The sequence below is a fragment of the Actinomyces sp. oral taxon 171 str. F0337 genome (assembly GCF_005696555.1).
GTDB lineage: Bacteria > Actinomycetota > Actinomycetes > Actinomycetales > Actinomycetaceae > Actinomyces > Actinomyces oris_E.
On the sequence record NZ_CP040005.1, the window covers coordinates 2,482,158 to 2,495,968 of the forward strand.

Here is a 13,811-nt window from a genome sequence, read left to right on the forward strand (position 1 = left end):
CGCCCCCGCCCCTTCCGGCAGAAGCCGGGCCTTTTCAATGACGAAGAAGGAAGATCCCATGAAGAAACACGCACTGGCCGCCTCGCTGCTCGCCTTCGCGATGCTCACCGCGGGCTGCTCGGCCACGACCGGCTCGTCCGGCTCGTCCTCATCCGGCGGCGTCATCCGCTACCTGCACCGCCTGCCCGACGGCGAGGGGATGACGAAGGTCAACGACATCGTGGCCCGCTGGAACTCCGAGCACCCCGACATGAAGGTCGAGGCCACCAAGTTCGACGGCAAGGCCGCGGACATGAACGTCAAGCTGGAGAACGACGTCAAGGCCGGAACCGGCCCCTGCCTGGCGCAGGTCGGCTACGCCGAGATCCCCAAGCTCTACACCTCCGGCCTGCTGACCGACGTGTCCTCCCAGGCCGAGAAGTACAAGGACCACTTCTCCGAGGGGTCGATGTCGCTGATGACCGTGGGCAAGACGGTTGTCGGCCTGCCGCAGGACTCCGGTCCGCTGGTCTACTTCTACAACAAGGCCGCCTTCGACCAGCTCGGGCTGAAGCCGCCCACCACGAGCGCCGAGCTGGCCGAGGTCGCCAAGAAGGCGGCGGAGCAGGGCAAGTACGCCCTGGCCTTCGAGCCCGATGAGGCCCCCAACACTCTTGCGGGCCAGGCGGCGGCGGCCGGCGCCCAGTGGTTCAGCGCTGAGAACGACAAGTGGAAGGTCAACGTCTCCAGCCCGGAGACTGCCAAGGTCTCCTCCTTCTGGCAGGGGGTCCTGGACTCCAAGTCGGCCCTCGTGGCCAACCGCTGGGACGACGCCTTCGGCAAGGCGCTCGTCGACCAGCAGCTCATCGGCACCATCGGCGCAGCCTGGGAGGGCGCGCTCCTGGCCGACACCATGAAGGACTCCCCCAACGCCGGGTCCTGGGCGGTCGCCCAGCTGCCCGCCTTCGGGGACAAGGCCATGTCCGGTCCCGACGGCGGATCCGGCGTGGCCGTCCTCAAGGGCTGCTCCAACCCCGAGGGGGCCATGGCCTTCAACGACTGGTTCAACACCCAGGTCGATGACCTGGCCACCCAGGGACTGGTCCTGACCGCGAAGGCCCCGGTGAAGACTCCGCAGACCATCTCCACCTTCTTCGGTGGCCAGGACGTCTACGCCGAGTTCACCAAGGCCAACGCGGCCGTGAACTCCAAGTTCGGCTTCATGCCGACCTGGCCCTCCCTGGCGGACCCCATGACCAAGGCCGCCGAGGCGGCCGGGAAGGGGACCGGCAAGGTCGATGACATCTTCCAGGCGGCCCAGAAGACCTCTGTCAGCTCCCTGAAGGACGCCAACCTGCCCGTCGCCGAGTAGGCGGTCGAGCACGGCCCACGGGCAGCCACCGGCACCACGATCGAAGTGAGAGCATCATGAGCACGACGACAACGACAACGGGCGGTTCCTCCTCCCCCTCGTCACCGGATCGAGAACAGGCCTCTCCCGCCATCCGTACCACCTCGTTGCGAAAGCGCAGGGAGGCCCGGGCGGGTATCGGGTTCGTGGCCCCGTTCCTGGCCATGTTCGCCGTCGTCTTCCTCATTCCGATCGTGGTGTCGGTCTACCGGTCCTTCTTCCGCGACGTCGCCTCGGGCTCGGACCTCTACGGCGGCGGGGAGAAGGTGAGCACCTTCGTCGGCCTGGACAACTACGTCCAGGCGGCGGGGCAGCCCGCCTTCTGGAAGGGACTGGGACGGGTGCTGCTGTTCGGCGTGGTCCAGGTCCCGGTCATGATCCTGGTGGCCCTCGCCCTGGCGCTGGTGCTCGACTCCCTCCTGGTCAGGCGGGTGACGGTCTTCCGTCTGGGCTTCTTCCTGCCCTACGCGATCCCCGGGATCGTGGCCGCGATCATGTGGCTCTACATGTACAACCCCAGCTTCTCCCCCATCAATGAGCTGCTGGGACTGGTGGGCCTGAAGGTGGACTTCTTCGGAAGGAACATCATCTTGTGGTCCATGGCCAACATCACGACGTGGACCTTCACCGGGTACAACATGCTCATCTTCCTGGCGGCGCTGCAGTCCGTGCCCCGCGAGCTCTACGAGGCCGCCCGCATCGACGGGGCCACCGGGTGGCAGATCGTCCGGCGCATCAAGATCCCCATGGTCCGTTCCGCCTCGCTGCTGGCGGTTCTGCTCTCCATCATCGGGACCGTGCAGCTGTTCAACGAGCCCACCGTCCTGTACAGCCAGAACCAGTGGATGGGGCTGGACTACACGCCGATGATGATGGCCTACAACTCGATGACCGGTGCGCTCTCACCGTCCGGCTCGGGCCCGGCATCCGCGGTCTCCGTCCTCATCGCCCTGGTGGCCGGTGCCCTGGCCGCCCTCTACGCCCTCGTGCAGAACAGGATCGACAAGTGAAGCCCACCGACACTCCTCGCTCGCTGCGCCCGTCGGTCCCCGCACGGGCCGTGACCATCGCGGTCCTGGTCATCGTCCTGGCCTACATGCTCGGCCCGGTCTACTGGCTCATCGTCTCCTCCACCAAGTCCAACTCGGACCTGCTGACCTCCTCCGGGTGGTGGTTCTCCGGCCACAACAGCTTCTCCGCCAACTACAGCGCGCTCATGAGCTGGACCCAGGGGCTCTTCTGGCGCTGGATCCTCAACTCGCTGCTCTACTCGAGCGTCGCCGGGGTGCTGGGCACGCTTCTGTCGGTCGCCGCCGGCTACGGCCTGGCGAAGTTCGAGTTCGCGGGGCGGGGCGCCGTCCAGGTCGTCATCCTCTCCGGCCTGCTCATGCCCATCGCGCTGCTGACCATCCCGCTGTACCTGGTCCTCGACGCCGTTCACCTGACCAACACCGTCTGGTCGATCATCCTGCCGTGCTCGGTCAGCCCCTTCGGGGTCTTCCTGGGCCGCGTATACGCCGACTCCTCGGTGCCCAACGAGATCATCGACTCCGCGCGCATCGACGGGGCCAGCGAGATCCGCATCTTCTTCACCATCGTGCTGCGGCTGCTGGCGCCGGCGATGGTGACCATCTTCCTGTTCATCTTCGTGGCGACCTGGAACAACTTCTTCCTGCCGCTGATGACCATCAACTCCGCCGAGCTCAAGCCCGTCACCCTGGGGCTCTACGGGATGTCGACCTACTTCAACCCTCAGTACGGGGCGCTCCTCCAGGGCGCTCTTCTGGGCGTCATCCCCCTGATCGTGCTGTTCCTGGGCCTGCAGCGCTTCTGGCAGTCCGGCCTGGCCGCCGGCGCCGTCAAGGGCTGAGTCCCTCCCGTCCCCAACGCCCTTCCCCTCCCCCTATCCACCTCGCCGCCCCGTCCCGGGCAACGGCGCCTCAGCAGAGGAACCACCATGATCCACTTCGGCACCGGCGGCTGGAGAGCCGTGATCGGCGACGAGTTCACCCGCGCCAACGTCAGGCTCCTGACCCAGGGGCTGGCCAACCGCATCCTTCAGGAGGGCACGGCCGAGCAGGGCGTCGTCATCGGCTACGACCGCCGCTTCCTGTCCGACACCGCCGCCTGGTGGGCCATCGAGGTGCTCGTCGGCAACGGCATCCGGGTCACCCTCATCGACCGCCCCTCCCCGACCCCCACCACCATGTGGACGGTGCGCCGCCTGGGGGCCGCCTACGGGATGGCCGTGACCGCCTCCCACAACCCGGCCCTGTACAACGGCATCAAGATCTTCCTGCCCGGCGGCCGCGACGCCGACCTGGGGGTCACCGACGAGCTCACCGCCTCCGTGCAGGGCCTGACGGATGCGGACGTGCGCAGCGTCGGGCCCCATGAGGCCCCCTCCAGCGAGCTCGTCACCATCCAGCGCTCCATCAACTGGTACCTGGACGCCATCATCGACAAGCTCGACACCGAGACCATCCGCCACGCCCACATGCACATCGTGCTGGACCCCATGTTCGGGGTCTCCGAGACGAGCCTGCAGACGATCCTGCTGACCGCCCGCTGCCAGGTGGACGTCATCCACGACCGCCACGACCCCCTGTTCGGGGGCCGCATGCCCTCACCCACCGAGGGGACCGTCACCACTCTGCGCAACGCCGTCGTCGAGTCCGGAGCGGACCTGGGCATCGCCACCGACGGGGACGCGGACCGCCTGGGAATCATCGACGACACCGGCGCCTACCTCACCCCCAACCAGGTCCTGGTCCTGCTCTACGACTACCTGCTGACCCGCAAGGGCTGGTCGGGGCCGGCCGTGCGCAACATGTCCACCACCCACCTGCTGGACCGGGTCGCGGCCGCCCACGGGCAGGTCTGTCACGAGGTGCCCGTCGGCTTCAAGTGGATCAGTGCCAAGATGGCCGAGACCGGGGCCGTCATCGGGGGCGAGTCCTCCGGGGGCCTGACCGTGCGCGGCCACATCCCCGGCAAGGACGGGGTCTACGCCGGCTCCCTGCTGGTCGAGGCGGTGGCGGCCTCGGGCAAGAGGCTCTCCAAGCTCTACGCCGACATCGTGGCCCGCTACGGTGAGCTCGTCATGGTGGAGAACGCCTACGGCTTCACCTCCGAGCGGCGCGCCGAGCTGGAGGAGCGCATCTTCGACGCCCAGGACCTGCCCGCCTTCGCCCACAACGTCGAGCGCGTCTCCTGGGAGGACGGCTGCAAGGTCTACTTCACCTGCGGAGGCTGGGTGACGATCCGCTTCTCGGGCACCGAGCCGCTCCTGCGGGTCTTCGCCGAGATGCCCACCGGCGACGAGGCCCGGGCCACCGCGGCCGCCGTCGCGAGCCACTACGGCCTGAACGCCTGAGACGGGCGGGAGGAAGGATCCCATGAGAGACGCGATCACTGACACGATGACCGCCGTTGCGACTGAGGCGGGCACTGAGACGGGGAATGAGACGGGGAACGACGCGGCGGGCCGCACCCGTGTCGCCGTCGTCCTGGCCCGGGGGCTGGGCACACGCATGCGGGCGAGCAGCGCGGCCGGCTCCGGCCTGACCTCCCAGCAGGCCACAGCCGCGGCCAGCGGCTACAAGGCCCTCATGCCCATCGGCGGGCACCGGCTCATCGACTACAGCCTCTCGGCCCTGGTCGACGCCGGGATCGAGCGGGCGGTCCTGGTCGTCGGCCCCGAGCACGAGGACTTCCGCCGCCACATCGATTCCCTGGATCTCACCCGGCTCACGATTGACCTGGCCGTCCAGGTCAACCCCTTGGGGACGGCCGACGCCGTCCTATCCGCCGAGGCGGCCGTCGGCGAGGAGTGCTTCCTCATGGTCAACGGGGACAACTACTACCCCCGCCAGGTGCTGCGCGACCTGGCCCGCCACCGGGGCAACGCCCTGGCCGGTTTCGACCGCGCCGCCCTGGTGGCCGAGTCCAACATCCCCGCCGAGCGGATCGCCGCCTTCGCCATCGTGCGCGCCCGCGACGGTGCGCTGGAGGAGATCGTGGAGAAGCCCACTGCGGAGGTGGTCCGGGCCGCCGGAGCCCACGCCCCGGTGTCGATGAACGCCTTCCGGTTCACCCCTGAGATCTTCGCCGCCTGCCGGCGGATCGCCCCCTCGCCGCGCGGCGAGCTGGAGATCGTCGACGCCGTGCGCGCCCTGCCCGGTCCGGTCTGGGTCCTGGCGGCAACCGGAGGGGTCCTGGACCTGTCGCGGCGTGAGGACATCCGCGAGGTCGAGGCCCGCCTGTCCGGGACGGAGGTGTCGCTGTGAGTGAGGGAACGCACGGGGCGATGAGTGAGATGCCCGAGGAGACCGCGTGGCGGGTGCCCGGACGCGTCGAGGTCCTGGGCAAGCACACCGACTACGCCGGCGGCTCAGTCCTGGTCGGCGCCGTCGACCGGGCGATCACGGCGCGGGCGCGCCGCGTGGAGGGGTCGCCTGGGTCCCTGACCGCCACCACGGACGGCGGCGATCCGGTCACTCTGCGCGCCGGGGTGGCCCCGGGCCTGGAACCGGGCCACTGGGGCCGCTACCTTCACACGGTGCTGGACCGCCTCACCCTCAACTTCGGGAAGGGCGCCGCGGCCCACCTGTCCATCTCCTCGGACCTGCCGCCGGCCTCCGGGATGAGCTCGTCCTCCGCACTGGTGTGCGCCACGGCCCTGGCCCTGGCCTCCCTCAACGGCTGGGACGAGGATCCCCGGTGGATCGAGTCGATGCCCGACCGCCTGTCCCTGGCCGGCTACCTCGCCGCCGTGGAGGGCGGGCGGGCATGGCGGGACCTGCCGGGAACCAGCGGGGTGGGTACCCGTGGAGGGAGCGAGGACCACACCGGCATGCTGTGCGGTACCCGGGACCGGCTGCTCCTGGCCGAATTCGACCCGATGCGCGTCGAGCGGACCATCTCCTTCCCCTCCCAGTGGGCGCTCGTCGTCGGCGTGAGCGGGGTGCTGGCCCACAAGACCGGTGCAGCCCTGGAGGACTACAACCGTGGGCCGAGCACCGTCCAGACGGTGCTGGCCAGGTGGAACGAGACCACCGGGCGCGCCGATGCCTCCCTGGCCGGTGCGGTCAGGCACCTGGTCGGGGACGCCACCGGCGAGCAGGCGGCCGGCGATCCCGCCCTGAAGGACCTGCTGAGGCTGTGCGACCCCGGCTACGAGAGGCAGCGGATCGAGCAGTTCCTCATCGAGTCCCTCGTCCTGGTTCCCGAGGGCGCCCGGCTGATCGCCGCGGCCGACCCCGGCATCGGCGAGGTCCTTGAGCGCTCCCAGGAGCTGGCCGACCGGGGCCTGTGCAACCAGGTGCCGCAGACCCGGCTCATGGTGTCACTGGCCCGTGAGGCGGGCGCCATCGGCGCCTCCTCCTTCGGCGCCGGGTGGGGCGGATCTGTGTACGCCCTGGTTCGGGCCGATGAGGCCGAGGGCTTCGCCGCGCAGTGGCTCCGGGCCTACCGGGACCGAGAGCAGGGCGCCGAGCAGGCAGCGGTGATCGTGACCAGGCCGGGGCCGGGGGCCTGCCGGCTGCTCTGAGTGCCCCGACCGGCCGGGCTCACACCGCGTCGCGGGTGACGGGGCAGGTCATGCAGTGCGAGCCGCCGCGGCCGCGCACGAGCTCGACACCGGGGGTCTCGACGACCTCGATGCCGGCCTTGCGCAGGGCGTCGTTGGCGCGCTGGTTGTGGGCGTAGCCGATGACGCGCCCGGGCGCCAGGGCCACGACGTTGCAGGAGTCCCGGGCGAGCTCGCGCAGGGCCTCGGCCTCCTCGGAGGCACCGGGACTGATGACGCGGAAGGAGTCGATGCCGGCGGCGCGGGCGAGGACCGCATCCATCTGAGAGCCGTCGTGGACCGTCACCTTGAGGGCCCGCCCGGCCGCTCCGGGCTCGATCTCCACGGTGGTGACCTCGGTGAAGCCGGGGAAGCGCAGGTAGGTGTCGGGGCTGACCATCGTCATGAGGGTGTCCAGGTGCATGACGGCCTCGAGCTGGGTGTAGAAGGCGGCGTCGGGCATATGGACGCCGATGACCCGGTCGGCCACACCGGCCGCGAAGAGCTGGGAGGCCAGGCGCTCCACGCCGGCGGCGGTGGAGCGGTGAGTGAGACCCATGACGAGGGTCCGGTTGCCCAGGATCTGGAAGTCTCCGCCCTCGATGGTGGAGGCCGCTGATACGCGCCCCTGCTCGCGCCACAGGCGAGCGTCCGGGCCGTCGGAGCCGCCGAGCTCGGCCAGGCGGGGGGCGAAGGCGGGGTGGTAGCGGTAGACGGCCTCGTAGCCGACGGCCTCGCGCCGGCGCGGCTCCAGGGCCATGGAGTTGACCGAGACCCCGCCATGGAGCCAGGCGGAGGCGTCGCGGGTGAAGAGCAGGTTGGGCAGGGGGGTGACGACGAACTGGCCCTCCAGGGTGGACAGGTAGGTGGAGGAGAACAGGTCGCGCCCGTCGGATGAGCTGAGGCGCTCACGCAGCTCGGCGCGGGTGATACCACTCAGGAGTACCTCGGCGAGGTCGGCGTCGGGTAGGGACTGGAAGTAGTCGATGAGCAGCTCGGAGGCGGAGACGCCGACGACGTCGGGGCCGACGGCCTCGTCCAGGACCAGGCGGCGGGCCTCGGGGACGGCCAGGACCTCGGTGAACAGCTCGCGGAAGTCGTGGACGATGACGCCCTCGGAGCGCAGGATCGCGGTGAAGGCGTCGTGCTCGGCCTGGGCCCGGGGAATGTTGAGGGCGTCGTCGAAGAGCAGGGAGTCGGCGTTGATGGGGGTCAGGCGGGCGATCTCCCCACCGGGACGGTGGACGATCACCTCGCGCAGAGAACCGGTCTCGGAGTCGACTCGCCCCCCACCGTCGGCAACGGGGATGAAGGTGCGGCTGGCGGTCTCACCGGTCTGTGTCATGAGCACAGGGTAACGGGAGGTAGCGGGAAGCAAAGGGCGCGCCCGACTCCCGGCCGGGCGTCTCATGAAGCGGTCACTACCATCGTCAACGGCTTTTGTTGAGCGACGAATCAACTGGGGCGTCAAAGATGCATGCTTGTCGCAAACCGCAAGAATGGTAAGATAATTTACTCAAAGCACCTTCCCAAGACAGGAGTTCCCACAGTGAAAACAGTTGCCCGCCTCTCCCTGATTGCCCTCCTCCTGACAGGCTTCGCTGCACCAGCCAGCGCAGCGCCAACCACCACCCCCGCAACCCAGGATGACTCACCAACGGCGTTCGGTAGAGCCAAACTGTACCCGGGCTTCTGCCTTATCAACCAAGCAGTCTGCTACGAACCGTGGGGAAAGGCGTGGCGTAACTGGTGACATGGCTGTTGACACCTTCTGGGCTTACCTGTCATCACAAGCAGGTAAGCCCAGAGGTGTCGGCATCCATGTCACTCAACATTCACGCATCTAGCTCCCCGGCAACATAAGATCATTTTACCGCAGAATGCAGAGCAATAGTTTATTCTATACAGTTTGGGTGCGATTCAGTAAGTTCTTGCCGCACCTGAGAATAGCTATTCTTTTATCGGCCGTACTACCGATACTTTCTTTGGATTTAGTTATCTTAACCAACTACAGCGATCGATCTTTTTTGGTTGCAGAATCTCTTCAACTCTCCGCTTTTTTCGTGTATTGCGCCTCAAAAAAGCGAAGTGTCGGGACGCTCGCTTTTTCGACAGCACTACTATTCACTTTCATCCATCCCACATTGAGCCCTGGATGGAGCTTGTGCCTCGCTTTTGTTATTGCCATCGACCTCCTCGTCTCTAAGCACACAAAACTAGCCCTCATTCAGTTTATTATACTGTATATTGCGCAAGTTTCGGCTGGATACAAACCGCTTTTTACCGCTACCACCATATTTTTCGCTGTGCTGGTTTGTTCATCCATCAGCATCCTCATCCGTGACGCCAGGGAACGTCTTGAGAAGATGCAACGCGAGGCGGAACGCTCCAAGGAAATCGCCGCCGAGCTCATTCAGCAGCTGCGCCGCGACATTGCCGACAGCCTCCATGACGACCTGGCCGCCGACCTCACCCGTATGCTCATCATCTCCCGCTCCATCAGGCTTCCCCACGGCGACGACCGCGACCGCATCCTCGATCTGCAGGACCGGACCCAGCAGGCCCTCGCCCACCTGCGCCTGCTCATCCACAACCTCGCCGTCTCCCAAGGGCCCCCAAGGAGGAGCCCACCCTCCAGGAGATCATCGAATCCAGCGCCTCCACGCTGGCTCAGCGCAAGATCGTCCTGGACGCCGACCTCGACGGCATCGAGAGGATCCCGGCGCTGCACCGCTCCGAGCTCGGTCGGCTCCTGGTCGCCTTCATCCGCGAGAACACCCTCAACGCTCTCAAGTACAACTCCCCCCACGATCTTGTCTCCCTCTTCGTGGAGCAGGAGCAGGACACCCTCTTCATCAGCTTCAGCTCGCCCTGGCATGATCAGAAAGTGCCCGAGGAGATGCACGGGGGATACGGTTTATGGGCCCTCCAGGACCGGTTCGAGAATGCCGGGGGCTCCTTGAGCTCGAACCGGATCGGAGCCTCCTGGACCGTTCTCGCCAGCCTCCCCTGGAACGAGATCGCCACACCAACAACTAATGCGAGATCCCTCATGTCACCACCGGACGGAGCCGCTTATGCCTAGTCACACCCTGCGTTCCCTGCGAGTCCTCATCGTCGATGACGACCCGCTCATTCGCACCACCTTCGCCGAACAGCTCGACTCGCAGCGGGCCATTACCGTCGTCGCCGCCGCCTCCGGTGGACGGCAGGCCATCAGCCTGCTCATGACCGGGCAGCAGCCCGTCGACGTCGTCCTGCTGGACAGCGACATGCCGGATATGGACGGCGCCCAGACGGCCAGAGCGATCTACGAGCGCTTCCCCAGGATGCCCATTGTCATGTTCACCGTCTTCAGCCGCGACGAGATGCTCACCGATGCCCTGGCAGAGGGTGTCAACGGCTTCATCACCAAGGACGAGAGCACGGAGAACGTCGCTGCGGCACTGCTGCGCGCCAGCCGCGGCGAGCCCGTCATGTCCTTGCGCCCCACGAAGATGCTCGTCGACGCCTACCAGTCCGAGCAGAAACGCGCCACCGCGGAGGCCCGCATCCAGGGGCTGGTCAACGAGCTGCCGCCCCGCCTCCAGGACATCTACACCTGCCTCCTGGAGGGTCTGACCAACCGGCGCATCGCCCGTAGGCTCGGCATCTCCGAGAACACCGTGCGTATCTACGTCTCCGAGGTCCTCCACCGCCTCGGCCACACCTCGCGCACCGAGCTCATCGCCGCAGCCCTGGGAAACTAGGAGCCACGACGACCACAACCGGCACCTGGGGCGGAACGAGCCCCGGCACCCCTACGCTGAGGCCATGAACGCCGCCACCACCCACCCGTTGCCCCGCCGCGTCTCGGAGATCTTCACCCCCGCTCGCTGGCGGGAGGTGCCCGGCTTCCCCCACGCCGAGGCCGGCACGGACACCTCCCAGCAGCGGACGGAGGCCCTCACGGACATCACCTACCACAGGGGCTGCGTCCGGGGCGAGGACGGCATCTGGCTCCAGGACCTGCCGGTGGTCCGCGTGGCCTTCAACCGGCCCGAGGTGCGCAATGCCTTCCGCCCCCGCACCGTCGACGAGCTCTACCGGGTCCTGGACCACGCGCGCATGAGCGGCGACGTCGGCGCCGTCATCCTCACCGGCAACGGCCCCTCCCCGCGCGACGGCGGCTGGGCCTTCTCCTCCGGCGGCGACCAGCGCATCCGTGGCCGGGACGGCTACCGCTACGAGCGGGAGACCACACCCGACGCATCACAGGATCCCCCGACTGCCGCCGGCAGGACCGACGACCACGCCTACAGCCACGAGGCGGACGTCGCCGCCGCCCAGGCCCGCCTCGACACCGCGCGGGCCGGTCGGCTCCACATCCTGGAGGTTCAGCGCCTCATCCGCACCATGCCCAAGGCCGTCATCGCCGCCGTTCCGGGCTGGGCCGCCGGCGGCGGTCACAGCCTCAACGTCGTGTGCGACCTGTCGCTGGCCTCGATCGAGCACGCACGCTTCAAGCAGACCGACGCTGATGTCGGCAGCTTCGACGCCGGCTACGGCTCCGCGCTCCTGGCCCGCCAGGTCGGAGACAAGCGCGCCCGCGAGATCTTCTTCCTGGCCCGCACCTACGACGCCGTCACCGCCGAGCGCTGGGGCGTCGTCAATGAGGCGGTCCCCCACGCCGAGCTCGAGGAACGGGCCCTGGAGTACGCGGCCACCGTCGCGGGCAAGTCCCCGCAGGCCATCCGCATGCTCAAGCTCGCCTTCAACCTGGCCGACGACGGCCTGGCCGGCCAGCAGGTCTTCGCCGGTGAGGCCACGCGTCTGGCCTATATGACCGACGAGGCCGTCGAGGGGCGCGACGCGTTCCTCCAGCGCCGCACCCCCGACTGGTCACCCTTCCCGTACTACTTCTGACCCTGGGCCGTCATTGCTATCGCACCCGAGAACTCACGGTCGATAAGTCGAGGACATTCAGAATCATGCCGGGTACCGGATCAGAGAGAATATCCTGAAAAGGAGTTCATGCCCCCGGAATTCTCCGCAGACTCCTACCTGGGGCGGAAAAAGAAGGATCATTGTTTCCCGTTTATCGCGGCGACGACGGCCCTCGCTGAGCGGTGCTTCCGCCAGACCTCAGGAAACCCTGGAATGACGGGAGATCCCCTCAGAGACACTGACATCCATCAGCATTGGGGTCAGCCCCTTCAGAGCGACCCAACTGTTATCTACCTCACACTCCGGGTGCTCGTGCCACCCCGTCACCCGTCGGCCCGCCGCTAAGCGGAGTCCCCGGTGGGGCCGGCCGAGGGTCCGGGGGACGGCGAGCCGGTCGCGGTGCCGGTCCGGTCGGCGTCCTCACTCACCCGCAGGGTGACCAGGGGCGGCGTCGTCGGCCGAGCCGAGCCGCCGGCCGGCTCCATGGTGATGACGATCTGCTGGCCGGGCTTGGGCATGATGTCGAGGAAGGAGAAGCCGGCCTCCTCCCGGGGGTCGTAGACGCCCAGCGAGGTGGTTGTCTCCCCCTCTTTGAGCCAGACCTGGAGGCTGCGCCCGCCGGCGGACTCCTTCATGGCGGCAGGCAGGGTCAGCGCGGTCATGCTCATGTCCCGGGACCAGGTGAGGGTCGCGACGTGTCCGTCGGGCATCGTGTCGGTCACCCGCTGGACGTCCTGGGCCTGGTTGAGGTGGGCGTAGTGCTGGGTCGGTGCCATGGAGTTCTTCATGGAGTCCATGGCCTCATTGACCGCGCCCCGCGCGCTCCAGCGCCCCACACCGATGCCGACGCCGAGCAGGACCACCGCGGCGGCGGCCCGCAACAGGCCGGTGCGCCAGGCGGAGCGGCGTCGGCGGTGCGCATCGAGGCTGACGACGGAGGAGTCCACCGAGTCGCGGTCACTGCCGCCATCGCTGCCACCGGTGGCCTCACCGACATCACCAGAGCCCTCCTCCGCAGTGCCGCCGGTGGCCTCATCGGCCTGCTCCGTCCGAGGCTCGCGAGCAATGGCCTCCAGAAGGGAGGCGCGGATCGCGGCCGGCGGGGTCACGGGCCGCAGCGAGGCCCCCAGCAGGGCGGCCGCCTCTGAGTCGAGCTCGTCGTCGAAGAGCTCGACGTCATCTCCACTCTGCGCGCCGTCGAGCCCCTCGGCGGCCTGCGCATCGGCGCCGCCGTTGACGGCGTCCTCGTGAGTCCTATCGCGATCGCTCATGACTGCACCCCCAGCTCTCGTCGTAACCGTGCCATTCCGTCCCTGATGCGGGTTTTGACCGTTCCCAGCGGCGTGTTCGTGCGGCGGGCGATCTCGCGATGGGTCAGGCCCGTGAAGTAGGCCAGCTCGATGGTGGAGCGGTAGGGCTCCCCCACGGCCTCGAGCGCCCGGTGCACCTGCTCGCCCACGAGTCTGTCCTCGACCTGCTGGACCGTCTGGTCGACGTCGGGCATGTAGTCATGCCATCGGCTCTCCCGGTCCCGGGAGGACTGGGAGGAGCGGACCCGGTCGATGGCCCGGCGCCTGGCCATGGTCACCAGCCAGGCCCGGACGCTGCCCCGCGCCTGGGAGTAGGAGCCGGCCGTGCGCCACACCTCGAGGAAGACCTCCTGGAGAACCTCCTCGCTCTGGGCGCGGTCGACGACGATCTGCAGGATCAGCGCGAACAGTCGGGAGGACCAGGCGTCGTAGAGGCGGGCGAAGGCGTCGGCGTCACCGTCGGCAACCTGCGCGATCCACTCCCCCTCAGAGCTGCTGGAACTGCTGCTTGTCACAGGGGAATGGTAGGCGAGTCCGCGGGCGGAGACGGTGCGCGTCCCGGTCCGCGCCTCCAGCGTCGCCAGGCTCATCGCACCGTCTCCTGGGTCGTCCCTGC

Annotated in this window: 12 protein-coding genes; 8 read left to right on the forward strand and 4 right to left on the reverse strand. The window is 68.0% G+C overall.

Annotated elements, in window-relative coordinates; genetic code table 11:
• Nucleotides 1–58 precede the first annotated feature (58 nt).
• The 6 genes from FBF36_RS10655 to FBF36_RS10680 all read left to right on the forward strand — a co-directional run bounded on the left by FBF36_RS10655 (nucleotide 59) and on the right by FBF36_RS10680 (nucleotide 6,941).
• Nucleotides 59–1,351 carry an extracellular solute-binding protein gene (locus FBF36_RS10655; protein ID WP_034493614.1) on the forward strand — a complete coding sequence of 431 codons (1,293 nt, stop codon included), beginning with the start codon at nucleotides 59–61 and terminating at the stop codon, nucleotides 1,349–1,351.
• Nucleotides 1,352–1,407: 56 nt separating this feature from the next.
• The gene (locus tag FBF36_RS10660; protein WP_050792700.1) at nucleotides 1,408–2,400 is read left to right on the forward strand and encodes a carbohydrate ABC transporter permease; all 993 of its coding nucleotides are present in this window, start codon (nucleotides 1,408–1,410) and stop codon (nucleotides 2,398–2,400) included.
• The gene (locus tag FBF36_RS10665; RefSeq protein ID WP_034493612.1) at nucleotides 2,397–3,260 is read left to right on the forward strand and encodes a carbohydrate ABC transporter permease; all 864 of its coding nucleotides are present in this window, start codon (nucleotides 2,397–2,399) and stop codon (nucleotides 3,258–3,260) included. Before FBF36_RS10660 ends, FBF36_RS10665 begins: the two co-directional genes overlap by 4 nt.
• 87 nt (nucleotides 3,261–3,347) lie before the next feature.
• Nucleotides 3,348–4,766: a phosphoglucomutase/phosphomannomutase family protein gene (locus FBF36_RS10670; RefSeq protein WP_009398678.1), complete on the forward strand. Its 1,419-nt coding sequence runs from the start codon at nucleotides 3,348–3,350 to the stop codon at nucleotides 4,764–4,766.
• Nucleotides 4,767–4,788: 22 nt separating this feature from the next.
• The gene (locus FBF36_RS10675) at nucleotides 4,789–5,679 is read left to right on the forward strand and encodes a nucleotidyltransferase family protein (RefSeq protein ID WP_225792345.1); all 891 of its coding nucleotides are present in this window, start codon (nucleotides 4,789–4,791) and stop codon (nucleotides 5,677–5,679) included.
• Entirely contained in the window at nucleotides 5,676–6,941 is a 1,266-nt protein-coding gene (locus tag FBF36_RS10680; RefSeq protein ID WP_225792346.1) for a galactokinase family protein, read from the forward strand. The genes FBF36_RS10675 and FBF36_RS10680 overlap by 4 nt, the downstream gene beginning before the upstream one ends.
• A 19-nt stretch (nucleotides 6,942–6,960) precedes the next feature.
• On the opposite strand, the gene FBF36_RS10685 is transcribed toward FBF36_RS10680, so the two are convergent.
• Together FBF36_RS10685 and FBF36_RS13295 are read right to left on the reverse strand one after the other, a co-directional pair.
• The gene (locus FBF36_RS10685) at nucleotides 6,961–8,304 is read right to left on the reverse strand and encodes an arginine deiminase family protein (RefSeq protein WP_009398674.1); all 1,344 of its coding nucleotides are present in this window, start codon (nucleotides 8,302–8,304) and stop codon (nucleotides 6,961–6,963) included.
• Nucleotides 8,305–9,277: 973 nt separating this feature from the next.
• The gene (locus FBF36_RS13295) at nucleotides 9,278–9,550 is read right to left on the reverse strand and encodes a hypothetical protein (protein ID WP_192574968.1); all 273 of its coding nucleotides are present in this window, start codon (nucleotides 9,548–9,550) and stop codon (nucleotides 9,278–9,280) included.
• A gap of 486 nt (nucleotides 9,551–10,036) precedes the next feature.
• Here FBF36_RS13295 and FBF36_RS10700 point away from each other — a divergent pair, with 486 nt between their 5' ends.
• On the forward strand, nucleotides 10,037–10,708 hold the full coding sequence (locus tag FBF36_RS10700) for a response regulator (protein ID WP_009398672.1): 672 nt from the start codon (nucleotides 10,037–10,039) through the stop codon (nucleotides 10,706–10,708).
• Between the two features lie 64 nt (nucleotides 10,709–10,772).
• Nucleotides 10,773–11,864 (forward strand): 1,4-dihydroxy-2-naphthoyl-CoA synthase, encoded by a 1,092-nt coding sequence (locus tag FBF36_RS10705; protein WP_009398671.1) that lies wholly within the window; start codon nucleotides 10,773–10,775, stop codon nucleotides 11,862–11,864.
• A 362-nt stretch (nucleotides 11,865–12,226) separates the two neighbouring features.
• On the opposite strand, the gene FBF36_RS10710 is transcribed toward FBF36_RS10705, so the two are convergent.
• Nucleotides 12,227–13,156 carry an anti-sigma factor gene (locus FBF36_RS10710; protein ID WP_138137510.1) on the reverse strand — a complete coding sequence of 310 codons (930 nt, stop codon included), beginning with the start codon at nucleotides 13,154–13,156 and terminating at the stop codon, nucleotides 12,227–12,229.
• Nucleotides 13,153–13,785, reverse strand: a complete 633-nt coding sequence (locus FBF36_RS10715) for a sigma-70 family RNA polymerase sigma factor (protein ID WP_009398669.1) — start codon at nucleotides 13,783–13,785, stop codon at nucleotides 13,153–13,155. Before FBF36_RS10715 ends, FBF36_RS10710 begins: the two co-directional genes overlap by 4 nt.
• Nucleotides 13,786–13,811: the final 26 nt, after the last annotated feature.

Coding starts and splice junctions, on each gene's coding strand:
- FBF36_RS10660 (WP_050792700.1), top strand. CDS start 1,408: ATGAGCACGACGACAACGACAACGGGCGGTTCCTCCTCCCCCTCGTCA.
- FBF36_RS10685 (WP_009398674.1), bottom strand. CDS start 8,304: ATGACACAGACCGGTGAGACCGCCAGCCGCACCTTCATCCCCGTTGCC.
- FBF36_RS10675 (WP_225792345.1), top strand. CDS start 4,789: ATGAGAGACGCGATCACTGACACGATGACCGCCGTTGCGACTGAGGCG.
- FBF36_RS10670 (WP_009398678.1), top strand. CDS start 3,348: ATGATCCACTTCGGCACCGGCGGCTGGAGAGCCGTGATCGGCGACGAG.
- FBF36_RS10705 (WP_009398671.1), top strand. CDS start 10,773: ATGAACGCCGCCACCACCCACCCGTTGCCCCGCCGCGTCTCGGAGATC.
- FBF36_RS10655 (WP_034493614.1), top strand. CDS start 59: ATGAAGAAACACGCACTGGCCGCCTCGCTGCTCGCCTTCGCGATGCTC.
- FBF36_RS10715 (WP_009398669.1), bottom strand. CDS start 13,785: ATGAGCCTGGCGACGCTGGAGGCGCGGACCGGGACGCGCACCGTCTCC.
- FBF36_RS10710 (WP_138137510.1), bottom strand. CDS start 13,156: ATGAGCGATCGCGATAGGACTCACGAGGACGCCGTCAACGGCGGCGCC.
- FBF36_RS10700 (WP_009398672.1), top strand. CDS start 10,037: ATGCCTAGTCACACCCTGCGTTCCCTGCGAGTCCTCATCGTCGATGAC.